Below are 23,252 nucleotides of genomic sequence, written 5' to 3' on the forward strand. Positions count from 1 at the left end.
GAATTCTTGTCAGTCCGGGTGTTCCAAGCTATAAGCGCCTAGTGCATCCCCAGGATATCGCCATGCTGAAAGGCCTGTTCAACCTGCTCAAATCGCCCTCCGCGGATGATCTCAAGCTGGCCGCGAGCATCAACAACTCCTACAAGTCCATGCGCGTGGTCGGCCGCGGTACCCTGCGCATCGATCCGGCGGAGGTCTTCGACTCCCCCGAATTCAAGGAAGACCTGGACCGCGCCCGGCGGCTCATCAACCGCTGATGTTCCTGCTGCTGCTCCTGCCGATCCTGGTCAGCGGTTTTCTCGTCTGCCACAAGCATCCGCTCTATTTCTATCGCCTGCACCGCTACGAGGGCCAGTACCTCTATCTGCAGAGCGCCCGTTTCGGCCTGTTCTGCACCCTGCTCGCCGTGATCCTGCACCTGGGCATCGCTCAAGTCCTGCAGGGGCGCAACTGGTCATGGGGCGGGCGAACCTTTTCCTTCGACTACTTCGCCGGTCTCGCCGAGCTGCTGCGCCGCACCGGCACCCTGGAGGATCCGCTGCAGGCCGCCTGGATCCTGGTGGTGACGGTGACCGCCCTGCTGATCCCCGGCGCCTGGGCCACGCTGGCGCGCTGGACCATCAAGCGCAAGTACGGCCTGAGCGAGGACAACTACCGTACCTTCATCCTCGCCGGCATCCTCAAGGACAGTCCGCTGGACGATCTGCTGATGACCGCCTCCATCAACAAGGAGACGCTGATGCTGACCCTGGAAGAGCGCAAGGTGTACGTCGGTCGCATCACCACCCTGGGCGAGCCGAGCGAAACGGAAGGGGCCGACCAGGACGTCTGCATCAAGCCGATCATGAGCGGCTACCGCGACAAGGACAAACTCTGGGTGACCTTTACCACCCACTATGCGGACAAGGGCAAGGACATCTACCTGACCCTGAAACAGAGCCAGATCGTCTCGGCGACGCGCTTCGATTTCGACGCCTACGAAGCGTTTCGCTCAAGCGTAAGCCGCACCTGATCTGGCTTCGCACGCTTTCTTCAGGGAACGTATGACTTTTTAGGCAGGTCCCATTTTGCAGGTGCGTTCACTGCCAGCCGGTGACGCCCTTCCCTTACTGCCAAGAAAATCAGGAGCACGTCCATGACGCCCATGCTGAAGAAAGCTTCCAGCCTGTCCCTCGCCATCCTGTTGGCTGCCGGTGCCGGTCTCGCCCAGGCCGCCGACAAGCTGTCTCCGGCCGAATTCGTCGACGACGCCTCGGCCAAGGGCATCGCCGAGATCGAAGCAGGCAAGCTGGCCCTGGAAAAGAGCCAGTCCCAGGACATCAAGACCTTCGCCCAGAGCATGATCGACGACCACACCAAGGCCAACGAGCAGCTCAAGAGCCTGGCCCAGGAGAAGAAGCTGAAAGTCTCCACCGACGCCGAGCTTATGGACAAGGCCAAGGCCATGATCCTGCAGGTGCGTGACGATTCCTTCGATCGCTCCTATGCCAACAACCAGGTCGTGGCCCACGAGCAGACCATCGAAATCTTCCGCAACGAAGCCAAGACCGGCGATGACGGCGCGCTCAAGGCCTTCGCCGAGAAGACCCTGCCCAAGCTGGAGCACCACCTCCAGGAAGCCAAGGCCCTGCAGACCAAGTACGCGAAGTAAAGGTATGAGTTGCAGGTTGGATTGAGACGGCTCCATCGTCGAAGCCCGACATTGCCGGCACCCCGTAGCACCGTTGGGCTTCGCTACGCTCAACCCAACCTACGGGTACAGCACGCCGCTGCAGGAACAGACCGTAGGTTGGGTTGAGACGGCTCCATCGTCGAAGCCCAACATTGCCGGCACTCTGCATCACTGTTGCGCTTCGCTACGTTCAGCCCAACCTACGGGTACGGTACGCCGCTACAGGACCAGACCGTAGGTTGGGTTGAGACGGCTCCAGCGTCGAAGCCCAACATTGCCGGCATCCTGCGTCACCGTTGGGCTTCGCTACGCTCAGCCCAACCTACGGGTACGGCACGCCGCTGCAGGACCAGACCGTAGGTTGGGTTGAGACGGCTCCGTCGTCGAAGCCCAACGTTGCCGGCACTCTGTGGCACTGTTGGGCTTCGGGTGCAGTACTGCTCTACGAAGCGCTAATAGAGAGCAACTTGTCATAACGGCGCCCGATCATTGTGCAGCGCAACGTGCTCTTTGGACGCTGGCAACGCTGTCAGGCTCGGTCGGCACCGGGCTCGCGCGACTTGGCTTCGCTCTTGCAAAGACCTGGGTAGCGGTGGCCAACGGCGGTCACCCCAATCGACAAAGGCGTCAGTTCACCTCCCGGCAACGGGCAAGGGTGACTGGCGCCTTTTTCATGCCCGTGACGTGCCCGAGGTGCCTCCATGAGTCCCAGTTTCTGGAAAGCCGGCCATGCGCCGACCCTGTTCGCCGCCTTCCTCTACTTCGACCTGAGCTTCATGGTCTGGTACGTGCTCGGCCCGATGGCCGTGCAGATCGCCACCGACCTGCAGCTGACTACCCAACAGCGCAGCATGATGGTGGCCACGCCCATCCTCGCCGGCGCTGTCCTGCGCCTGATCCTGGGCTTCGTCGCCGATCGGCTGTCGCCGAAGACCGCTGGCGTCATCGGCCAGGTGGTGGTGATCCTGGCGCTGCTGGTGGCCTGGCAGCACGGCGTGCACAGCTATGAGCAGACCCTGCTGCTGGGCCTGTTCCTCGGCTTCGCCGGGGCCTCCTTCGCCGTGGCCCTGCCGCTGGCGTCGCAGTGGTATCCGCCGCAACATCAGGGCAAGGCGCTGGGCATCGCCGGTGCCGGCAACTCCGGCACGGTGTTCGCCGCCCTTTTCGCCCCGGCACTGGCCAAGGCCTTTGGCTGGACCAACGTGTTCGGCTTTGCGCTGATCCCGCTGATCCTCACCCTGGTGATCTTCGTGCTCTGCGCCCGCAACGCCCCGGAACGCCCGGCACCGAAGAAGCTGGCGGACTACGGCCACGCCCTGGGCGACCAGGACAGCTGGTGGTTCATGTTCTTCTACAGCGTGACCTTCGGCGGCTTCCTCGGCCTCGCCAGCACCCTGCCCGGCTACTTCCATGACCAGTACAGCCTGGAGCCGGTGGTTGCCGGCTACTACACCGCGGCCTGCGTCTTCGGCGGCAGCCTGATGCGCCCCCTGGGCGGTGCTCTGGCCGATCGTATCGGTGGTATCCGTGCGTTGCTCGGCATGTACACCGTGGCGGCCATCTGCATCGCCGCCGTGGGTTTCCACCTGCCCAGCGCCATGGCTGCCCTGGCCCTGTTCGTGGTGGCCATGCTCAGCCTGGGCGCCGGCAATGGCGCGGTGTTCCAGCTGGTCCCCCAGCGCTTCCGCAAGGAAATCGGTGTCATGACCGGACTGATCGGCATGGCGGGCGGCATCGGCGGCTTCGCCCTCACCGCCGGCCTCGGTGCGGTCAAGCAGGCCACCGGCGACTATCAGCTGGGGCTCTGGCTGTTTGCCGCCCTCGGCGTGCTCGCCTGGTTCGGCCTGCTCAGCGTCAAGCGCCGCTGGCGCACCACCTGGGGCTCGGCCGCGGTTACGGCGGCACGCGTCTAAGCCAGGACCCGGCGGATCGCTCCCGCCGGGTTTCTCAATTCAGGGGGCGGGACGTACATAGCTGGTCAGCACGTGATCCCGCCAGACCCCGTCGATCTCCAGATAGCGCCGCGCCAGGCCCTCGCGCTCGAAGCCTAGGCTGATCAGCAGATGAGCGCTGCGGGTGTTCTCCGGCAGATGGTTGGCCATGATCCGATTCAGGCCCAGCTCGCCGATGACGAAGTCCCGCCCCAGGCGCACCGCCTGACGCATCAACCCCCGTCCCTGCCAGGCTGCATCCAGGCCGTAGCCCAGGTAGCAGGCCTGGAAACCGCCGCGAACCATCTGGCTGAAATTCACCGTCCCTATCACCAGCGGCCCCGCCCGCAGTACCAGGCGCAACTCGCTCAGGCCCGGCCCGCCGGCGCGATAGGCGGCCACCTGCCCCTGCCATTGCGCCAGGGTATAGAAGGCGTCGGAGCGCCGTGGCATCGACAGCGCCAGGTGCTGCCGATTGCGCCGGTAGTAGTCGGCCACCGCGGCGGGATCCGCCAGGGTCAGGTCGATCAGTTCCACCGCCTCGGTCACCGCGAAGCGGGGTGGATACTGCAGCGGAACGCTCAGGGCGGTCATGGCCTCACCTGTGGCGGCAATTCGTAGACCCAGGTGGCGCAGCGCTGTCCGTCCGGACCTTCCCGATCGTTTTCCAGCACCCGGACGCGCCGGAAACCCACCCGCTCGGCAAGTCGCTGGCTGGCGTCGTTGGCGGCCGAGGTGGTGAGCAAGAGCCCCGCCGCGCCGCGCTGCTCGACGAAGTAGCGCAGCGCGGCGGTCATCAGACCCTGACCGGTATGCAGGCTGTGCAGCCAGTAGCCGACCTCATAGCGCCGCCCGCCGTCCAGTGGCGTGAGCCCCAGGCAGCCGAGCAACTCGTCACCGCGCACCAGGAAGTAGCGCTTCTCGCCCTGGGCCAGGGTGAAGGCGCCGCGAGCGGCGAGCAGACTGTCGCGGGCCTGGGCAACAGTGGTCTGTTCACGCGCCCAGCCAAGAAAGCGGCGGTGCTCCGCATAGCTCCAGTTCAGCGCCTCGGCGAAGGCCGCGGCCAGGCGCGGTTGCGGCCAGACCAGCGCGAAGTCGGCCAGGGCTATGCGCGGTGGAAAATTCATGGCGAGGTCCCGAAATCCAGGCGCGGCACGGCGGCCAGCAGGCGTTGGGTCATGGCGTGAGCGGGCGCACGGAGCACCCGTTCGGCGCTGCCCTGTTCGACGATGCGGCCGCCGTCCATCACCGCGATGCGATCGGCCAGGTACTCGACCACGCCGAAATTATGGGTGATGAACAGATAGGCCAGCCCCCGCTCCGCCTGAAGCTCGCGCAGGAGATCGAGGATCTGCGCCTGCACCGAGACGTCGAGCGCCGAGGTGGGTTCGTCGCACACCAGCACCTGCGGCTCGACGATCAGCGCCCGGGCGATGGCGATGCGCTGCCGCTGGCCGCCGGAAAATTCGTGGGCGAAGCGTTGCAGGGTGTCGCCGGGCAGCCCGACCCGCTCCACCAGGACGGCAGCGCGGCGCTGGCGCTCGGCGGTATCCAGCTCGGGACGCAGCGCCAGCAAGCCCTGCTCCAGGGTAGCGCCGATGCGCATGCGCGGATCCAGCGAGGCGAAGGGATCCTGGAAGACGATCTGGATCTGCCGCCGTAGCCGCTGCAGGGTGCGCCGATCGGCCGTCAGCAGGTCCTCGCCGCCCAGCTGGGCGCTGCCGCTGATGCGCGGTCCATCGAGCAGGCGCAGCAGCGCCTTGCCGGTGGTGGTCTTGCCGCACCCGGACTCGCCCAGCAACGCCAGGGTCTCGCCCGCGTGCAGGTCGAAGCTCACCCCGTCCACCGCCCTGACCCAGTCCCGCGTTCGGCCCCAGGCCCCGCGGCGGAGCGGATAGTGCACGGCCAGCTCACGCACCTCCAGCAGCCGCGCGCCCGGCTGGCGCTGCGGCAGGGCGCGCGGGGTGCCGGCCAGGGTCTGGCCGCGCTTGGCAAAGGTGGGAATGGCGGCGAACAACTCGCGGGCATAGGGATGCCGGGGCGCCTGGAAGAATTCCGCGGCCGGCGCGCTCTCGACGATCTCGCCATGGCGCATCAGGGCCACGTGATCGGCCACCTGGCGCACCACCGCCAGATCGTGGGTGATGAGCAGGATGGCCATGCCCAGTTCACGTTGGATATCGGCCAGCAGCGCGAGGATCTGCGCCTGGACGGTGACGTCCAGCGCCGTGGTGGGTTCGTCGGCGATCAGCAGGTCCGGTTCGGCGGCCAGCGCCAGGGCGAGCATGATGCGTTGCTTCTGGCCACCGGAGAACTGGAAGGGATAGTCGTCGATCCGCCGCTCCGGCTCGGGAATGCCGACCCGCCGCAGCCATTCCACCACCCGGGCACGGGCGGCGGCGCCGCGCAGCGCGGTATGGGCGCGCAGGGTTTCCTCGATCTGCTCGCCGACGCGCATGACCGGGTTCAGGCTGGTGGCGGGCTCCTGGAAGATGGTGCCGACGCGCCCGCCGCGCAGTTCGCGCAGGCGTCCTTCCGGCAGTCGATGCAGGTCGGTGCCGGCTAGCAGCGCCGCGCCGCGGGCGATACCCAGCGACGGTGGCAGCAGCCGCAGCAGCGAGAGCGCCGTGACGCTCTTGCCACTGCCCGACTCGCCTACCAGGGCGAAGGTCTCGCCGCGGGCGATGGCCAGGCTCAGGCCGCGGACCGCCTGGCGCGCACCCTCCTCGCCCTCGACCAGGATCTCCAGATCGCGAATCTCCAGCACCGGGGTCATGGCTGCACCCCACCCTGGCCGGGGCGACGTCCGAGCCAGGCGGATCTCAGCCGGCGACTGCGCGGATCGAAGGCGTCGCGCACGGCATCGGCGAAGAGATTGGCCGCCAGCACCAGGGCCAGCATGAAGGCGAAGGCGCTGAGCAGATTCCACCAGATCATCGGCGTACGGGACATTTCGGTCCGGGCATCGTTGATCATGGAGCCGAAGGAATTCATGGTCGGATCGACGCCGATGCCGAGGTAGGAGAGCACCGCCTCGTAGAGCACCAGGCTGGAGAACTCCAGGGTCAGGGTGATGAGCACCAGGTAGAAGACGTTGGGCAGCAGGTGCCGGCGCAGGATGGTGAAGTGGGAGACGCCAAAAGCCCGCGCCGCCTGGACGTATTCCAATTCGCGCAGCTTGAGCGCCTCGGCGCGCAGCAGACGGCACAACCCGGCCCAGCCGGTGAGGCCGAGGATCAGGCAGAGCATGAAGAGGCGCAGGTCGGCGCGTGCCGCACCGGTGTCGAACAGCTCCGGGTGGCGGTCGATGAATACCTGCATCATCAGCACGCAGGCCGCCACCAGCAGCACTCCGGGGATGGAAGTCAGGGTGGTGTAGAGGTAGGTGATGACGTCGTCCACCCGGCCCTTGAAGTAGCCGGCGGCCAGGCCGAAGCCGATGGCCGGCGGCAGCATGGCCAGGGTGGTCAGACTGCCGATGACGAAGGCGGTGCGAATGCTCTTGAGCGACTGGTAGAGGACGTCGTTGCCAGTGCTGTCGGTCCCCAGCACGTGATAGCCGCTGGCCAGGGCGATCACGCTGCCGGCCACCAGGCAGACGCCCAGCCAGGTCAGCAGGATGGCGCGCCAGGGGATGGCGGTCTGGCCACGGAGGATGAGTGCGCAGCGGGCCGCGAAACCGCCCGTGTCGCGCAATCGCGCCGCGGCCAGGGCGGCAGTCGCCAGGACCAGCGCCAGACCGCCGAGCAGGCCCAACGTCAGTCGCTTGAGGATATCGCCCCGCCATTCGATGGCGGGATCGCTCAAGGTGGTACCGGCATGCTTGAGTCGCGGGAAGTCGCGCAGCGGCAGGCCCTCGGCGCTGGTGCCCAGCGTTTCCTTGGTGAACTGGTGGGTGGCGAGCGGCGCGGAATAGGTCTTCTCGCGCTGGGTCAGGCTGGTGTCGGCCAGCAGGCCATCGAGGGCCGAGAGCACCGTCGGGGAATAGATCGGCGCCGTGGTACCGGGCGTGGCGGGCAGCTGTGGCCGGTAGTGCACCGAATCCAGCAGGGCGATGGCGACGAAGCTGGCCAGCACCACGGCCGCGCTCATCGCCGGGGCATCCTGCAGCACCCGCCGCCAACTGGCGCGCAGGGCTGGCTGGCGACGCGCGCGCCAGGCGTAAAACAGGGTACCGGCCACCAGTAGGTAGAGGGCGAGGTCGGTCCAGAGCAAGACGAATTTCGGCATGGCGGCTACCTGAAGCGAACGCGCGGATCGGCGAGGGTGTAGGACAGGTCCGCCAGGATCAGGCCGACGATGTAGAGCACCGAGCCGAGGAACACCATGGTGCGCACCACGGCGAAGTCCTGCCCGTTGATGGCGTCGATGGTGTAGCTGCCCAGGCCCGGGATGCCGAAGAAGGACTCGGCGATCAGGCTGCCCATGATCAGCAGCGGGATGGCCGACACCACGCCGGTGAGAATCGGCAGCGCCGCGTTGCGCAGCACATGGCGCAAGAGCACCTGGCGCTCGGCCAGGCCCTTGGCACGCGCGGTGCGCACATAGTCCTTGCCGATCTCTTCGAGAAACAGCGCGCGGTAGAAGCGCGCCTGGCTGCCCAGCCCGGAAATCACCGCGACCAGCACCGGCAGCGCCAGGAAACGCAGCAGATTCCAGCCCTCCTCATAGCCCGAATAGGGCACCAGGCGCAGGATCTTCGCGAACAGCCACTGGCCGGCGATGATGTAGAACAGCGAGGAGATCGACAGCAGCAGCACGCAGAGCACCACGCCCCAGAAGTCCAGACGGGTGGCGCGAAAGAACACCAGCAGCAGGGCGAAACCGACGCTGGCGACCAGGCCGAGGATAAAGGTCGGCAGCGCCAGCGCCAGGCTGGGCCCGGCGCGCTCGGCGATCTCCCGGCCGATGTCGCGACCGCTGTCGGCCGTGCCGAAGTCGAACACCAGCAGACTGACCGACCGGTCGAAGAAGAGTGTATCGGTGAACTGCTCCGCCCCTTCACGGGTGGTATTAAAAAGCAGTGGCTTGTCGTAGCCGTGCTCCGCCTTCCAGTCCTCGATGGCCTCGGCGGTGACGTACTTGCCGCCGATGGCCAGGCGCGCCATGTCGTCCGGGGTGTTGACGGTAAAGAACAGCAGGAAGGTCAGCAGATTCACCCCGATCAGGATGAGCACGCCATAGGCCAGGCGCCGCAGTAGATAGCCGATCATGGCCGGCCCTCCCCGGTCTCGTCGCCAAAGGCGGTCTGGCGCTCGCGACGACGGAGGCTGCGCCAGGCCGGCCAGGCCAGCAGCAATGCCAGGCCCAACAACAGCCACAGCGGCCAGAGCACCGGCCGGTTCCACTCCAGCACCTTGCGCTCGCGCAGCGCCGGGTCCAGGCGCAGGTAGCGCAGCTGATCGCGCACCATCTGGGTCGGCTTGGCGTTGTACACCCACTGCTGATAGGCCCCGGCCGACAAGGGATTCCAGCCGAACAGCCAGGGGGCGTCCTGTTGCACGAGGGCCACCATGCGCCGGATCAGGGCGACCTTTTCCGGCCCATCGTCGAGACTCTTCATCTGCTCGAACAGCCGGTCGTATTCGGCATTGCTGTAGTTGCCGGCATTCTCGCCACCGTGCTTGGCCTTGCCCTGGGGACCGTAGAAGAGGAAGAGGAAGTTTTCGGCATCGGGATAGTCGGCGTTCCAGCCCCAGAAGAAGATCTGCGCCGCGCCCTTGCGCATCTTGTCCTGGAATCGGTTGTAGTCCGAGCCGCGCAATTCCAGCTGGATACCCAGCTTGGCGGTCTGCTGGCGCATCCAGTCGAACATGGCGCTGTCGCCGCTGGTCTGGGCGTCGTATTGCAGGATCAGCGGCCGCCCGCTCCTGGCGTCGCGACCGTCGGGATAGCCGGCGTCGGCCAGCAGTTGCCTGGCTTCCTCGATGGGCCGCCGCTCGGGCTTGCCGTCCACCAGCCGGTAGACCACCGGATTGCTGCCCGCCGGCGGCGCTTCATAGCCCAGCACGCCGGGCGGCAGCGGGCCATTGGCGACCAGGCCGTTGCCATTGAGGAAGACGGTGATGTAGCTCTCCCAGTCGAAGGCGATGGACAGCGCCTGGCGCAGCTTGCGATTGCGTGCCTGCTGCTCGGGCGTCGCGCCCTGCCCCACCACCGGATCCAGCCAGTTGAAACCCAGGTACCAGTTGGACGCCTCCACCGCGGTGGGCAGCTTGAGGCCGCGCTCGCGATAGAGCTCGGCGGAATCGGCCGAGTCACCCGCCTTGGTGCGCAGCGCCACGCCATACTCGCCGCGCTCGACCTGGGGGGTGTCGTAGTAGCCCTGGATGAACTTGCCCATCAGCGGCACCCCTTCCTTCTCCAGGCTGAACACCGCGCGGTCGATCAGCGGCATGGGCTTGCCACAGTCGTCCAGCCGCCCCTGTTGGCGATCCTCGGGCTCGCCCCCGCAGGGATAGGGATCGGCGTGGTAGTTGGGATTGCGCGCCAGCACATGGCGGCGATTGGGAATGGATTCGGCCAGCCGATAGGGTCCGGTGCCCACCGGCCAGCTGTTGAAGCCGAGGTTGTGCTCGGTCATGCCCGGCTGGCTGTAGAAACGATCCGCCTCCCAGGGCACCGGCGCGGCAAAGGTCATGGCCAGCCAGTAGTTGAACTGGGGGTACTTGCCGATCACCCGCAGGCGCAGGGTGTGCTCATCCAGCACCTCGACCCCGGGCAACTCGCCCTGGCGCAGGTCCAGCCAGGGCAGCGGCGCGCCCCTGGGCAGGCTGGCGCGCAGGGCCTTGTCGGCGGCGCGCAGGCCATCGCCAAAGGCCTGCATGCCGACCAGGTGCTCGGCGAAGATCGCGTAGCTGGGCGAGACCAGCCGCGGACTGGCCAGGCGCCGCAGACCGTAGGCGTAGTCGGCGGCGGTCAGGGCGCGGCTGCCGGTCTCGGGAAAGTCGGGGATCTGGTAGCGATCGGCCAGGTCGGCAGGCTGGATCGGGAAGTAGCGGTAGTGCCCCTGGGCATCCCGGGCAAAGGCCGGATGGGGCGCGTAGCGGGCGTCGCGGCGGATGGGGATGTCGTAGACGCTCTCGGCGATCTGCGCCGGCGGTGCATCATCCGGCAGGCGCCGGCCCTGGGCGTCCAGGTAGTAAGGCGCGATCACCCGCTCCGCGCCGCGGGGGATCAGCTCGTAGGGCCGCTTGAAGTAGTGGTAGCCGTAGAGCGGTTCATAGATGTTGTAGGTGAAGTTGGTCTCGTCGCCGGAATAGGAACTGGCCGGATCCAGGTACTTCGGCGAACGGGTGGTAAAGGCGGTATAGAGGGTATTCTGGCCTTCGGCTCCAGCACGGTAGGGGCTGTTGATCGGCGTATCGGGTGAACAGCCACCGAGCAGCGCCAGGGTCAGCAGTGCGAGGAGTTGTCTGGACAGTCTGGGCATCGCGTTCCTGCACCGAAAGAGACCTGAGGCGGCAGCGTCCGCCTAAACGACTAAGCTTGAGCTATTTTCCCGCGAGGCGCAGCACCCCATGCAATCCCGGAAAGATTTAGACAAGATCGTGCACTGGACCCAGCTCCAGGCCCCGGATGGCCCCGGCTATCCCGACAGTGACGAACGCTTTTCCCTGGGCGCCGCCTTCGGCCGCCACTTCGGCTTCGCCCGCCTGGGCATCCACCATGAATGGCTGCCACCCGGCCGGCGCACCTCAAGGCCCCATGCCGAGGCCACCGAAGACGAATTCATCTATGTGATCGCGGGCCATCCCACCGCCTGGATCGACGGCCACGCCCACCGGCTCAAGCCGGGCGACGGCGTGGGTTTCAAGGCCGGGGATGGCGTCGCCCATACCTTCATCAACGAGACCGACGAGCCGGTGGAGTTGCTGGTGGTGGGCGATGCGGGCCGTACGGGCAACCGGCTGCACTATCCGCTGCATCCGGAATACACCGCAGGCCTGGGGGACAGGCAGTGGCGGGACTGTCCCAGGCGGGAATTGGGGCCGCATTCGGGTGAGGCCCGGAAGTTCGACGAGTAGACGCAGTCATTGGACAGGGCTTCTCCCACCTGCCCCGCTCCAAGGCTAGCCCTGACCGTTGGGCTTCGGCGATGGAACCGCCTCAACCCAACCTACGAAACCCTACCGTAGGTTGGGTAGAGCGCAGCAAAGCCCAACAAGGCTCCCATACACCTGCACAGCGAAGATTGGCTACGGCCGTTGGGCTTCGGCGATGGAACCGCCTCAACCCAACCTACGAAACCCTACCGTAGGTTGGGTTGAGCGCAGCGAAGCCCAACAGGGTCGGCCTCCATACACCTGTACACCGCGGGTGGGCCGCCTGTTGGGCTTCGGCGATGGAACCGCCTCAACCCAACCTACGAGACCTCACCGTAGGTTGGGTTGAGCGCAGCGAAGCCCAACATGACCTCCGCCAACACCTTTGCGCATGGAAAACGCTGCGCGGTTTTTCACCCTACACAGGCTCACCGTTAGCGCCCCTCTCCCTTTGGGAGGGGGGCGGCGGCTCAGGCTTTGCGCGCCTGGGCCGCGCTCACCGCGGCGCGCAGCGCCAGCAGGTAGCTGTCCACGCCGAAGCCGGCGATCTGGCCGAGGACGATCTCGGCGAATACCGAGTGATGGCGGAAACTCTCGCGCGCATGGATGTTGGACATGTGCAGCTCCACCACCGGCACGGTGAGGATCGCCAGGGCGTCGCGGATGCCATAGCTGTAGTGGGTCCAGGCGCCCGCGTTGATCAGTACCGCGTCGACGCCCTCCTCATAGCCACGATGGATGCGCTCCACCATCGCCCCTTCGTGGTTGCTCTGGAAGCTTTCCACCTCGACGCCCAGTTCAGCACCCAGGGCCGCCAGCCTGGCGTCGATCTCGGCCAGGGTCACGGTGCCGTACTGCAGCGGATCGCGCTTGCCGAACATGTTGTGGTTAATACCGTGCAGCATCAGGATCTTCATGGATTCGCTCAGGTCAGGGGAAGAGTCAGCCGGTCGATGACCGGCCGGGTCTCGGGGCGCACGCCGCGCCACCAGGCGAAGGCTTCGGCGGCCTGTTCCACCAGCATCCCCACGCCGTCCGCCAGCTGCGCCACGCCCTGTTCACGGGCGAGACGCAGGAAAGGCGTCAGTCCCTTGCCGTAGGCGAGTTCATAGGCCAGCGCGGCCTGGGCGAAGACGCCTGCCGGCACCGGCGGCAGTTCGCCGACCAGACTGGCCGAGGTGGCATTGATCACCAGATCGAATGTCTCCCCTTCCAACGCTGCGTAGCTCCGCACGCTCAGCAGCGGGTGCCCGGTCTCCCGGGCTAGCTCAGCCGCCTTCCGCCCATTGCGATTGGCTATCACCAATTCCGTCGGTCCGGCGGCGAGAAAGGGCAGCAGGGCGCCACGCACCGCACCACCGGCGCCCAGCAGCAGGACCCGCCTGCCGACCAGGGGTTGACCGAGATTGACCTCGATGTCGCGCAGCAGGCCGATACCGTCGAAGTTCTCCGCCAGCACCCGGTCGCCCTCGAACTTCAGGGCGTTGGCCGCTCGGGCCAGGCGTGCCCTTTCGCTGAACTCGGTGGCCAGCTGGAAGGCCTGCAGCTTGAACGGTGCGGTCACGTTCAGGCCCTGCCCGCCCTGGGCGCGAAAGCGCTGCACGTCGCCGACGAAATCCTCCAGCGAGCCTTCGATGGCGCCGTATTCCAGGTCTTGCCCGGTGGTGGCGGCGAACAGGGCATGGATCAGCGGCGACTTGGTGTGGTTGATCGGGCGGCCAATCACCGCGTAGTGGTCGGTCATGCGCAGGGCTCCTGGCTGAACAGCACGCCGTCGGCCTGCAGCCGGGCGATGTCTTCCGCGCTGTAGCCCAGGCTCCGGGCGACGGCAGCGTTGTGCTCACCGAGGTCCGGCGCCACCTGCTGGATGGTGGTGTCACAGTCGGAAAAGCGGAATGGCAGATTGGGCATGCGCAGGGTGCCGAAGCGCGGGTGCTGCTGCTCCTGGATCATGCCGCGCGCCTTGATCTGGGGATCCTCGATCACCTCGTCGATGCGCTGCACCTTGGCACAGGGCACGTCGATCTCGTCGAGCAGCGCCAGCAGCCGTGCGACCGGATTGGCCGCCACCCAGGCCTTGACGACGGGCAGGATGGCTTCGCGATGGGCGTTGCGGCCGGTGGAGGTGTGGAAGCGCGGGTCGCTGCCAAAGCCCGGCTGGTCCGCGTCCTGCTCGACCAGGGCGGCGAAGCGCTTCCAGGCCTCGTCCACCTGGGCAGCGATCACCAGGTCGCCGTCCTGGGCGCGAAACACGCCATAGAGGGTCGACGTAGGCATGTCGTGGCCGGTCTGCTGCGGCAGGATCTCGCCGCCGGACAGGGTATAGCACTGCACGGCGTACTCGTGCATCGATACCAGGGTGTCGTACAGCGCCATGTCGATGTGCTGGCCGCGCCCGCTGGTGACCCGGCCCAGCAGCGCCGCGTTGATGGCGGCCACGGCATGGGCGCCGGTGTACATGTCGCCCAGGGAGATGCGCAGCAGCGGCGGCGCCTCGCCCGGCGTGCCGACCATCTGCATGATGCCGCTCTTGGCCTCGGCGATCAGCCCGAAGCCGGCGCGATGGGCATCGGGGCCGGTGTGGCCGTAGGCGGAAATCGAGCAATACACCAGTCGTGGATTGCGCGCCGAAAGCTCCGCGTAACCCAGGCCGAGCCGGTCCAGGGCGCCGGGTCGGTAGTTCTCGATGAAGACGTCGGCGCTGTCGCAGAGCTGCTGCATGAAGGCCTTGCCACGCGGGTCCTTCATGTTGACGCTGACGCCCTGCTTGCCCATGTTGAGTTGCAGGAAGTAGCCGCTCTGCTGGTCATCCAGGACGAAGGCGTGCTGGCGCCCGGCATCGCCGCTGCCAGGGCGCTCCACCTTGATCACCTCGGCGCCCAAGGCCGCCAGGCAGCGCCCCACATAGGGGCCGGCGAGGAAGTGGCTGTAGTCGATGACCCTCAGGCCTTGCAGCGGCAGTGGCTGGCTCATACGACGCCCTCCCGTCGCGGCACCATCAGCCGGTGTTCGCCGCGCTGGACCACTTCCCCCTTCTGGTTGATCAGCTCCGAGGGCAGCACCACGATGCCCCAGCCCGGCTTGCTCTTGCTCGGACGCATGGACCCCACGCGCACCCTGACGTGCAATTCGTCGCCGACGCGGATCGGCAGGAGGAAGTCCCAGGTCCAGCCCAGCGACATCCCCGGTAGGAAGCGGTAGTCGCACTGGGTCTTGAGGCCGTCGGCGATGGACAGCCCCATCAGCCCGTGGGCGACCAGGCCGCCGAAGTGGCTGGCATTGGCATAGGCCTCGTCGACGTGGACCGGGGTGTGGTCACCGGTGAGGTCGGCGTAGGCCAGGATGCGCTCCTTGGTGACCCGGTAGCTCGGCGTGAGCGCCTCGTCGCCCTCGCGGGCATCCTCGAAATATTTTTCTGGTACGGTCATGGTCGCTGTCACTCGGATTGGCGGGCGTTGACGGCCAGGGCGTCGTGCACGGCGCGGGCCGGCATGGCCTGGATGAACTCCAGCGCCAGGCCATCGGGCAGGCGCAGCCAGTTGGGGCCCTGGGGCAGTTGCTCCACGCCCGCGAAACGGCGGGCGGCGGCCAGGGCGGCGTCCAGGTCCTCGCACATCAGCCCCAGATGACCCAGGCGCCCCTCGGCGCCTTCGAAGTCCGGCTTGCTCATGAATTGCATCCCGCCCAGCGTCCAGTACTGACTGGGCTGTTCGACCGTGCCCTGCACTTCGCGCAGGGTCATGCCGAACACCTCGTGGAAGAAGCGGATGTGCCAGTGGATGTCCTTCACCCAGATGGCGACGTGTTCCAGATAGGCCTTGGGAATGCTCATGGTGTGGCGTCCTCTTGTTGTCGGTCGGCCAGGGCGCGCTCGATACCCTTGATGCAGGCGACCAGGGTGGCGTTGACCGGCGTGGGCACGCGGTACTGCTGGCCGAGCCGCACCACCGCGCCGTTGATGAAGTCGATTTCGGTGATGGAGCCCCTCTGCAGGCTCTGCAGCAGGGAGGTCTTGAATGACGTCGGCAGCCCTTCGCGTGCCAGCTCCCAGGCCGCCTGGGGCTCGCGCAGGCCCAGCTCGACGCCGGCGGCGCGGGCCACCGCGATGGCCTCGCCCACCGCCTGCAGCGCGATGTCACGCAGCTGCGGCTCGCTATAGAGCTGGCCATAGCTGAGTTGGGTGATGCCGGTGAGGGCACCGGTGGCGACGTTGACCAGCAGCTTGTCCCAGAGGGTGCCGAGGATGTTGCCGCTGACCGTGGTAGCCAGTCCGGCGTCCTCGAAGACGGCGGCGACGGCCTGGACGCGCGCCGAGAGCTGGCCGTCGAGCTCGCCGATGATCGTGCGCTTGCCCACGACCCCGCTGCGGATCCGCCCGGGGCCGAGCAGCACGCCGCCGACATAGGTCTTGCCGGCGATCACCCGCTCCTGGCCGACGATCTCGGCCAGCAGCTCTTCGTGACCGAGGCCGTTCTGCAGCGACAGCACCAGGGTGTGGGGACCGACCAGCGCCCGGGCCTGGCTCATGGCCGCGGTGGTGGCGTAGGACTTGACCAGCACCACCACCAGATCGACTACCCCGACCGTCTCGGCGCTGACCGCCGCCCGCACCTGAACCCGGCGACGGCCATCGGCGGTCTCGATGTCCAGGCCGTCACGCGCCACCGCCTCGATATGGGCATTGGGCCGGTTGAGCAGCCAGGTCTCGTGTCCCGCCTCGCTCAGCCAGGCGCCAAAGGTGCTGCCCAGGGCGCCGGCCCCGAGGATGCAGATTTTCATGGATCGGGCTCCTTGTTTTCGCCCTACCCTAGGCCCGCGCCTGCTATTGAGCTATACAAAGGGCTCAATTCGCCCATCAGGAATCCTGATAATGCTGCCTACGGACGGCCTGCCCGACCCCAAGCTGCTGATGCTGTTCGAGGTGCTCTACCGCACCGGCAGCGTGACCCGGGCCGCCGAACAGCTGGGCCAGAGCCAGCCCACCATCAGCCTCTGGCTCGGCAAGTTGCGCCAGCAGCTGCGCGATCCGCTGTTCGTGCGCACGCCTGGAGGCATGAAGCCCACACCGCAAGCCGAGGCCCTGATCACCCCGTGTCGCGAGGTGCTCGAATCCCTGCGCCGGCTGGTGGCCTGGGAGGTCGCCTTCGAGCCCGCCACCGCCCAGCGGCTGTTTCGCCTCTGCCTGAGCGATGCCAGCCACATCACCCTGCTGCCACGGATCCTGGCGCACCTGCGCGAGGTGGCGCCCGGTGTACGCCTGGAGGTCGCACGGATCGACGGCAATACCGAACAGGCGCTGGAGATCGGCGAAGCCGACCTGGCGATCGGCTTCATTCCCTGGCTGGGCGGCAGTCTCTATCAGCAGCTGCTGTTTCCCCAGGACTGGGTCTGCCTGGTCAGCGCCAGCCATTCCCGCCTCGGCGAACGACTGACGGCCGCGGCCTACGCCGAAGAGGGCCATGTGCTGGTCAGTGCCGGAACCGGGCAGAAGCTGCTGGAAGCGGGCCTGGTGCGCGCCGGGGTGCAGCGCCGCATCGTGCTGGAGCTACCCGGTTTTCTGGGCGTTGGCGCGGTGGTCGGCAACTCCGACCTCATCGTCACCCTGCCACGGCACATCGGCACCACCCTGGCGCAGACCTACAACCTCAGGGTCCACGAATGCCCGGTGCCGATCGACGGCTTCGCGGTCAGGCAGCACTGGCACGCGCGCTATCACCAGGATGCCGGCAATCGCTGGTTGCGCGGGGTGCTGCTGGAGCTCTTCGGCCACGGTCGCTAGCGCGGGAGCCGGAAACGAAAGAGCCCCAGCGCGGGGCTGGGGCTCTTGGGCAGGACGCCTGGACGATCAGTTGTCCAGGGCCGGGCGCTGGCCGGAGATGGCGATGCGCTTGGGCTTGGCTTCTTCCGGGATCACCCGCACCAGTTCGATGCTCAGCAGGCCGTGCTTGAGATCGGCACCCTTCACCTCGATATGGTCGGCGAGGCGGAAGGACAGCTTGAAGGCGCGCTGGGCGATGCCCTGGTGCAGGAAGGTCACGCTCTCGGCGCTGTTTTCGCGCCGGCCACCCTTGACGGTGAGCACGCCACGCTCGACTTCGATGTCCAGGTCATCTTCCTGGAGACCGGCGGCGGCGATCACGATGCGATACTGGTCGTCACCGTGCTTCTCGACGTTGTAGGGCGGATAGGAGCTGCCAGCGTCGTTGCGCAGCGCGGATTCGAACAGGTCGTTGAACCGGTCGAAGCCGACGGAATGACGGAACAGCGGGGCCAGGGACAGTACATTGCTCATGGTGAATCTCCTGATAGGTTCAGCAAGTTTCGGTATTGCCTGCGGGACCCGACTTCGGCATCCCGCACGAACCTAGATAGGAATTCCCCAAAGAATTTCAAGGGCGAATCCCGACGAACGGTAGTGCCCGCTATTTCTTCTTCGGCTTGCGCTTTTTCTTCTTGGCCGCGGTTAGCGGCAGCGCCTGCTCGAAGGCCGAGCGCACCTCCTGCAAGCGGCGCTCCTTGAGGTCGTGGATGCGCTTGCCGCGCTCGGTGGTGAAGTCGATGAGGTTGCTGTCGTCGCTCATGTCGCTATCCGGCGAAAGGTGAGATTCAGCCGCAACCCACTGGCTTTGCGGGTCTTGGCGATCTGGTGCTGCCAATGATGCTGGGTCGCGCCGGCCATGACCAGCAGGCTGCCGTGACCGAGTTCCAGGGAATGGCCGATACGGCTGGTGCCCTTGCGGCGAAAGTCGAAGCGCCGCGCGGCCCCGAGGTTGAGCGAGGCGATCAGCGGATTGGCGCCGAGACTGGCCTCGTCGTCGCTGTGCCAGCCCATGGAGTCCTGGCCGTCGCGATAGCGATTGAGCAGCACGCCATTGAAGCCCTGGCCGCAGGCCGCCTCGACGGCTTCGCGAATCCGCTGCAGCAGCGGTGTCCAGGGCAAGGCGGCGTGGTCCAGGCCGGCGTAGCCATAGATCACCCCGGGATCGGCGTACCAGGCCACCTGCCGCGGCATCGGATGCCAGCGCCCGTACACCCGCACCTGCGGCTGGCTCCAGGGGGTTTCGGCGTCGAGCTGCCGCAGCCAGGCGTCGGCGGTTTCCGCCGGCAGCCAGTGCGGCTGGAAGGCCAGTTCGGCGTCGTCCAGCTCCAGGCGCTCGACCATGGCTAGACCCGCAGATCCACCTGGACACCCACCTGCTCCGGCTCTTCCAGGGCCTGGGCGCGCTCGGCGCCGAGCCCCTGGCGCAGGGCTTCGCGCTGGCGGCGGCGGCGACGCGCCTCGCGATCCAGGGTGGCCTCGTCCTCCAGGGGCGCGTGCGCGGTCTCGGCCGCCGCCTGCACGGGCGCTATGGGGGCGATGGCTGGACGCACCGGTGCGGGATCCAGCTGGTTTGGCGGGGTCACGCCAGGCGGCGGAATGACAGGGATCATGACGGGGACCTCGAATTCGCGGACTGCGGCAAAGAGCGCGTTAGGCTTCTGACTCCGCTTTCGCTAAAATAGCCGGCTTTTTGATAGCTGGGGAGAAGCTTCCACATGGCGTCGCATCAACCGGGACAACGCTGGATCAGTGACAGTGAGGCCGAACTGGGCCTGGGAACCATCCTGGCCCTGGACGGCCGCCTGCTCACGGTGCTCTATCCAGCCACCGGGGAGACGCGTCAGTATGCCCAGCGCAACGCCCCGCTGACCCGGGTGCGCTTCGCCCCGGGCGACGAGGTGACCCATTTCGAGGGCTGGAAGCTCACCGTGCGCGAGGTCTCCGAAGCGGATGGCCTGCTGACCTATCACGGCTTCACCGCGGAGCGCGAGGCACGCAGCGTGCCCGAGGCCCAGCTGTCGAACTTCATCCAGTTCCGCCTGGCCAGCGACCGCCTGTTCGCCGGACAGATCGACCCCCTGCCCTGGTTCGGCCTGCGCTATCACACCCACGAGCATCGCAACCGCCTGCTGCAGTCCAGCCTCTGGGGCCTCGGCGGCACCCGCGCCCAGCCGATCCCGCACCAGCTGCACATCGCCCGCAGCGTGGCCGACCGGGTCGCCCCGCGCGTCCTGCTGGCCGACGAAGTGGGCCTGGGCAAGACCATCGAAGCCGGCCTGGTGATCCATCGCCAGCTGCTCAGCGGTCGCGCCAGCCGCGTGCTGATCCTGGTTCCGGAAAATCTTCAGCACCAGTGGCTGGTGGAGATGCGTCGCCGCTTCAATCTGGAAGTGGCGCTGTTCGACGCCGAGCGCTTCATGGCCAGCGAAGACGGCAATCCCTTCGAGGACGCCCAGCTGGCGCTGGTCTCCCTGGACTGGCTGGTGCGCGACGAAAAGGCCCAGGATGCCGCCTTCGCCGCCGGCTGGGACCTGCTGGTGGTCGACGAAGCCCACCACCTGGTCTGGCACCCCAAGGGCGCCAGCCGCGAATACAGCCTGGTCGAGCAACTCGGTGAGGTCATCCCCGGCGTGCTGCTGCTCACCGCGACCCCCGAGCAACTGGGCCAGGACAGCCACTTCGCCCGCCTGCGCCTGCTCGACCCCAGCCGCTTCCATGACTTCGCGGCCTTCCAGCAGGAGTCCCAGCACTACCGCCCGGTGGCCGAAGCCGTGCAGGAACTGCTCGACGCCGGCGCCCTGAGCCCGGCCGCCCAGGACGCCATCGGCGGCTTCCTCGGCCAGGAAGGCGAGACCCTGCTGGCCGCCGCCGCAGCCGGCGACGCCGACGCCCGCGCGCGGCTGGTGCGCGAGCTGCTGGATCGCCATGGCACCGGGCGCGTGCTGTTCCGCAACACCCGAGCCGCGGTCAAGGGCTTCCCCGAGCGCGAGCTGCACGCCCACGCCCTGCCCTTCCCGGATGCCTACCTGGACGAGGGCGTCATGCCCGGCCAGTCGCTGCAGCCGGAAACCGAATTCGCCCCGGAAGACGACAACGATCGCTGGTGGCGTCACGACGGCCGCGTCGAGTGGCTGATCGACACCCTCAAGGCGCTCAAGCCGCACAAGGTGCTGGTCATCTGCGCGCGCATGGAAACCGCCCTGGATCTGGAAGACGCCCTGCGGCTGAAGTCCGGCATTCCCGCCACGACCTTCCACGAAGGCATGAGCATCCTCGAACGCGACCGCGCCGCCGCCTACTTCGCCGACGAGGAATTCGGCGCCCAGGTGCTGATCTGCTCCGAGATCGGCAGTGAAGGCCGCAATTTCCAGTTCGCCCATCACCTGGTGCTGTTCGACCTGCCGGCCCACCCGGACCTGCTGGAGCAGCGCATCGGCCGTCTGGACCGGATCGGCCAGCGCCACACCATCCAGCTGCACGTGCCCTATCTCGAAGGCAGCCGCCAGGAACGCCAGTTCCAGTGGTACCACCAGGCGCTGAATGCCTTCCTGGCCACCTCGCCGACCGGCAGCGCCCTCCAAGCGCGCTTCGCCAGCGAACTCGACGAGCAGCTGGCCGGTGGTGACGACGCCACCTGGCAGGCGCTGCTGGAACAGGGTGCCCAGGCGCGCGCCGCGCTGGAGACGGAACTGCACAACGGTCGCGATCGCCTGCTGGAACTCAATTCCTCGGGCGCCGGTGCCGGCGAGCAGCTGGTCGAGGACATCCTCGAGCAGGACGACCAGTTCGCCCTGCCGATGTACATGGAAGAGCTGTTCAACGCCTTCGGCATCGACAGCGAGGACCACTCCGACAACGCCCTGATCCTCAAGCCCAGCGAGAAGATGCTGGACGCGGGCTTCCCCCTCGGCGACGACGAAGGCGTGACCGTCACCTACGATCGCAACGTGGCCCTGGTTCGCGAAGACATGCAATTCCTGACCTGGGAGCACCCCATGGCCCAGGGCGGCATGGACCTGGTGATGTCCGGCTCCATGGGCAACACCGCCGTGGCGCTGATCAAGAACAAGGCGCTCAAGCCGGGCACCGTGCTGCTGGAGCTGATCTACATCAGCGAGGCGGTGGCGCCGCGAGCCCTGCAACTGGGCCGCTACCTGCCGCCGCTGGCGATCCGCTGCCTGCTGGATGCCAACGGCAACGACCTGGCGGCCCGGGTGGCCTTCGAGACCCTGAACGATCAGCTGGAAAGCGTGCCGCGCACCAGTGCCAACAAGTTCGTCCAGGCCCAGCGCGACTCCCTGGCCAAGCTGATCGGCGGTGGCGAAGACAAGGCCCTGCCCCGCCACGAGGAACGCGTCGCCAAGGCACGCCAGGCCTATGTCTCGGGCATGGACGAGGAAATCGCCCGCCTGGAAGCCCTGCGCGCGGTCAACTCCAGCGTCCGCCAGGACGAGATCGATCGCCTGCGCCAGCAGCGCGAGGAAGGCCTGACCTACCTGGACAAGGCCTCGCTGCGCCTGGAAGCCATTCGGGTGCTGGTGGCGGGTTGAGTTGAAGGCTTCGCTAGCGAGGCCCTTCAATCGCGGCCATGGGCCGCTCCTGCAGGACCGTAGGAGCGGCCCATGGCTGCGATGGATCACCGCACCTAACCCTAGGTTGGGCTGAGACGACTCCTTCGTCGAAGCCCAACGAGCGGAGTCAAAGCCGCCTGCGTTGGGCTTCGCTGGCGCTCAACCCAACCTACGGAACCGCTCAGCCCCGTAGCGTGGAAAACGGCGCAGCCTTTTCCACTGGGCGTCGTAGCCAAGGGCGCCCCCACCCCAGCCCTCTCCCGAGGTGAGAGGGCGCTGCTCGGGTAGGCGTTCAGCTGCATCACCCCCGGCAAGCTCGTGATCGATCACTGCGCCTGGTCGTAGGTTGGGTTGAGACGGCTCCATCGTCGAAGCCCAACACACCGCGGTTGTCGGATATTTCGCTGCTGGGCTTCGCTGGCGCTCAACCCAACCTATGCAAGACCCTCACGCGGCCAGGGTCGCGCCACCGTCCACCACGATGTCCTGCATGGTGATATGGCTGGCCAGGTCCGAGGCGAGGAAGAGCACGGTGTTGGCGATCTCGTCGGGCTGGGCGATCTTGCGCAGCGGGATGCCCAGCTTGAAGTCTTCCGGCAGGCCGTCCACCAGGCGCTGATAGCCCTCGGGCGAGCCGAGCATGCCGGCCAGCATGGGGGTCGCCGTGGAACCCGGCGAGACCACGTTGCAGCGCACGCCCGACCCGGCCAGTTCCAGGGCCACGCAGTGACTCAGGGACACCAGCGCCGCCTTGGAGGTGCAATAGCCGGCCATCTGCAGGCGCGGCACATGGGCGGCGTTGGAGGCGATGTTAACGATGGCGCCCTGGCCCTGGGCCTTGAACAGCGGCACCAGCTGGCGGAACAGGTAGAAGGGCCCGGAGACGTTGACGTCCAGCAGCGCCCGCCAGTCGTCCAGGCTCAGGCTGTCGCTGGTGCCCAGGCGCAGCACGCCAGCACCGTTGACCAGCACGTCCAGACGGCGTTCTTCGGCCAGCAACGCCTGGCAGACGTCCTCGACCTGGGCCGCGTCGGCGACATCCAGCAGCTGGGTGCGGAACGCATAGCTGCTCTCGGCGAAGTGTCGGTCGAGTCCGACCACCTCGGCGCCCGCCGCCTGGAAGCGGCGTGCCACCTGCAGTCCGATGCCCTGCCCCGCGCCGGTCACCCAGACGCGCTTGCCGGTGAAATCCAGTTGCGTCATCGGGAGCTT

The 23,252-nt window shown here is 67.1% G+C and carries 24 protein-coding genes; 7 read left to right on the forward strand and 17 right to left on the reverse strand.

The window, feature by feature from the left end; translation table 11 throughout:
• Window positions 1-62 precede the first annotated feature (62 nt).
• The 4 genes from QE393_RS11575 to QE393_RS11590 all read left to right on the forward strand — a co-directional run bounded on the left by QE393_RS11575 (window position 63) and on the right by QE393_RS11590 (window position 3,585).
• Window positions 63-257, forward strand: a complete 195-nt coding sequence (locus QE393_RS11575; protein ID WP_017642174.1) for a hypothetical protein — start codon at window positions 63-65, stop codon at window positions 255-257.
• On the forward strand, window positions 257-1,012 hold the full coding sequence (locus QE393_RS11580; protein WP_310043593.1) for a hypothetical protein: 756 nt from the start codon (window positions 257-259) through the stop codon (window positions 1,010-1,012). Before QE393_RS11575 ends, QE393_RS11580 begins: the two co-directional genes overlap by 1 nt.
• A gap of 123 nt (window positions 1,013-1,135) precedes the next feature.
• Window positions 1,136-1,651, forward strand: a complete 516-nt coding sequence (locus QE393_RS11585) for a DUF4142 domain-containing protein (RefSeq protein WP_310043595.1) — start codon at window positions 1,136-1,138, stop codon at window positions 1,649-1,651.
• Window positions 1,652-2,373: 722 nt separating this feature from the next.
• Window positions 2,374-3,585 carry a nitrate/nitrite transporter gene (locus QE393_RS11590; protein ID WP_310043597.1) on the forward strand — a complete coding sequence of 404 codons (1,212 nt, stop codon included), beginning with the start codon at window positions 2,374-2,376 and terminating at the stop codon, window positions 3,583-3,585.
• A gap of 39 nt (window positions 3,586-3,624) precedes the next feature.
• Here QE393_RS11590 and QE393_RS11595 read toward each other — a convergent pair whose 3' ends face one another.
• The 6 genes from QE393_RS11595 to QE393_RS11620 are packed head-to-tail and all read right to left on the reverse strand — an operon-like array spanning window position 3,625 to window position 11,035.
• On the reverse strand, window positions 3,625-4,197 hold the full coding sequence (locus QE393_RS11595; protein WP_273805930.1) for a GNAT family N-acetyltransferase: 573 nt from the start codon (window positions 4,195-4,197) through the stop codon (window positions 3,625-3,627).
• Window positions 4,194-4,730: a GNAT family N-acetyltransferase gene (locus QE393_RS11600; RefSeq protein WP_310043599.1), complete on the reverse strand. Its 537-nt coding sequence runs from the start codon at window positions 4,728-4,730 to the stop codon at window positions 4,194-4,196. The genes QE393_RS11595 and QE393_RS11600 overlap by 4 nt, the downstream gene beginning before the upstream one ends.
• The gene (locus QE393_RS11605; RefSeq protein WP_310043600.1) at window positions 4,727-6,379 is read right to left on the reverse strand and encodes an ABC transporter ATP-binding protein; all 1,653 of its coding nucleotides are present in this window, start codon (window positions 6,377-6,379) and stop codon (window positions 4,727-4,729) included. The genes QE393_RS11600 and QE393_RS11605 overlap by 4 nt, the downstream gene beginning before the upstream one ends.
• Window positions 6,376-7,833, reverse strand: a complete 1,458-nt coding sequence (locus tag QE393_RS11610) for an ABC transporter permease (RefSeq protein ID WP_310043602.1) — start codon at window positions 7,831-7,833, stop codon at window positions 6,376-6,378. The genes QE393_RS11605 and QE393_RS11610 overlap by 4 nt, the downstream gene beginning before the upstream one ends.
• 5 nt (window positions 7,834-7,838) lie before the next feature.
• The gene (locus QE393_RS11615; RefSeq protein WP_310043604.1) at window positions 7,839-8,816 is read right to left on the reverse strand and encodes an ABC transporter permease; all 978 of its coding nucleotides are present in this window, start codon (window positions 8,814-8,816) and stop codon (window positions 7,839-7,841) included.
• A complete protein-coding gene (locus QE393_RS11620) occupies window positions 8,813-11,035 on the reverse strand; it encodes an ABC transporter substrate-binding protein (RefSeq protein ID WP_310043606.1) in 2,223 nt (740 codons plus the stop codon). Before QE393_RS11620 ends, QE393_RS11615 begins: the two co-directional genes overlap by 4 nt.
• Before the next feature lie 88 nt (window positions 11,036-11,123).
• On the opposite strand from QE393_RS11620, the gene QE393_RS11625 reads away from it, so the two are divergent.
• Window positions 11,124-11,630: a cupin domain-containing protein gene (locus tag QE393_RS11625; protein ID WP_310043607.1), complete on the forward strand. Its 507-nt coding sequence runs from the start codon at window positions 11,124-11,126 to the stop codon at window positions 11,628-11,630.
• A gap of 488 nt (window positions 11,631-12,118) precedes the next feature.
• On the opposite strand, the gene aroQ is transcribed toward QE393_RS11625, so the two are convergent.
• From aroQ to QE393_RS11655, 6 genes are read right to left on the reverse strand one after another with little or no spacing between them, the layout of a single operon-like run.
• Window positions 12,119-12,565, reverse strand: a complete 447-nt coding sequence (gene aroQ, locus QE393_RS11630) for a type II 3-dehydroquinate dehydratase (protein ID WP_310043608.1) — start codon at window positions 12,563-12,565, stop codon at window positions 12,119-12,121.
• An 8-nt stretch (window positions 12,566-12,573) separates the two neighbouring features.
• Window positions 12,574-13,392 carry a shikimate dehydrogenase gene (gene aroE, locus QE393_RS11635; protein WP_310043610.1) on the reverse strand — a complete coding sequence of 273 codons (819 nt, stop codon included), beginning with the start codon at window positions 13,390-13,392 and terminating at the stop codon, window positions 12,574-12,576.
• Complete coding sequence (locus QE393_RS11640; protein ID WP_310043612.1) at window positions 13,389-14,621, reverse strand: CoA transferase; 1,233 nt, start codon at window positions 14,619-14,621, stop codon at window positions 13,389-13,391. Before QE393_RS11640 ends, aroE begins: the two co-directional genes overlap by 4 nt.
• A complete protein-coding gene (locus QE393_RS11645; protein ID WP_310043614.1) occupies window positions 14,618-15,076 on the reverse strand; it encodes a MaoC family dehydratase in 459 nt (152 codons plus the stop codon). The genes QE393_RS11640 and QE393_RS11645 overlap by 4 nt, the downstream gene beginning before the upstream one ends.
• A gap of 8 nt (window positions 15,077-15,084) precedes the next feature.
• Window positions 15,085-15,480, reverse strand: a complete 396-nt coding sequence (locus tag QE393_RS11650; protein ID WP_310043616.1) for a VOC family protein — start codon at window positions 15,478-15,480, stop codon at window positions 15,085-15,087.
• Window positions 15,477-16,427: a ketopantoate reductase family protein gene (locus QE393_RS11655; RefSeq protein WP_310043617.1), complete on the reverse strand. Its 951-nt coding sequence runs from the start codon at window positions 16,425-16,427 to the stop codon at window positions 15,477-15,479. The genes QE393_RS11650 and QE393_RS11655 overlap by 4 nt, the downstream gene beginning before the upstream one ends.
• A gap of 91 nt (window positions 16,428-16,518) precedes the next feature.
• Here QE393_RS11655 and QE393_RS11660 point away from each other — a divergent pair, with 91 nt between their 5' ends.
• On the forward strand, window positions 16,519-17,427 hold the full coding sequence (locus tag QE393_RS11660) for a LysR family transcriptional regulator (protein WP_310043618.1): 909 nt from the start codon (window positions 16,519-16,521) through the stop codon (window positions 17,425-17,427).
• A 66-nt stretch (window positions 17,428-17,493) separates the two neighbouring features.
• Here QE393_RS11660 and QE393_RS11665 read toward each other — a convergent pair whose 3' ends face one another.
• The 4 genes from QE393_RS11665 to QE393_RS11680 form a co-directional block, all read right to left on the reverse strand.
• Window positions 17,494-17,940 carry an Hsp20 family protein gene (locus QE393_RS11665; RefSeq protein WP_017642155.1) on the reverse strand — a complete coding sequence of 149 codons (447 nt, stop codon included), beginning with the start codon at window positions 17,938-17,940 and terminating at the stop codon, window positions 17,494-17,496.
• Between the two features lie 130 nt (window positions 17,941-18,070).
• Window positions 18,071-18,229, reverse strand: coding sequence for a hypothetical protein (locus QE393_RS11670; RefSeq protein WP_007160293.1), 159 nt, complete (start codon window positions 18,227-18,229; stop codon window positions 18,071-18,073).
• Window positions 18,226-18,810 carry an alpha-ketoglutarate-dependent dioxygenase AlkB gene (locus QE393_RS11675; protein ID WP_310043621.1) on the reverse strand — a complete coding sequence of 195 codons (585 nt, stop codon included), beginning with the start codon at window positions 18,808-18,810 and terminating at the stop codon, window positions 18,226-18,228. Before QE393_RS11675 ends, QE393_RS11670 begins: the two co-directional genes overlap by 4 nt.
• 2 nt (window positions 18,811-18,812) lie before the next feature.
• Window positions 18,813-19,079, reverse strand: coding sequence for an aspartate-semialdehyde dehydrogenase (locus QE393_RS11680; protein WP_273805913.1), 267 nt, complete (start codon window positions 19,077-19,079; stop codon window positions 18,813-18,815).
• Between the two features lie 105 nt (window positions 19,080-19,184).
• Here QE393_RS11680 and rapA point away from each other — a divergent pair, with 105 nt between their 5' ends.
• Entirely contained in the window at window positions 19,185-22,019 is a 2,835-nt protein-coding gene (gene rapA / locus QE393_RS11685) for an RNA polymerase-associated protein RapA (protein ID WP_310043624.1), read from the forward strand.
• A gap of 468 nt (window positions 22,020-22,487) precedes the next feature.
• On the opposite strand, the gene dhbA is transcribed toward rapA, so the two are convergent.
• A complete protein-coding gene (gene dhbA / locus QE393_RS11690; protein ID WP_405046245.1) occupies window positions 22,488-23,243 on the reverse strand; it encodes a 2,3-dihydro-2,3-dihydroxybenzoate dehydrogenase in 756 nt (251 codons plus the stop codon).
• Window positions 23,244-23,252: the final 9 nt, after the last annotated feature.

The sequence above is a fragment of the Pseudomonas sp. SORGH_AS_0211 genome (assembly GCF_031453455.1).
Lineage (GTDB): Bacteria > Pseudomonadota > Gammaproteobacteria > Pseudomonadales > Pseudomonadaceae > Chryseomonas > Chryseomonas aestiva.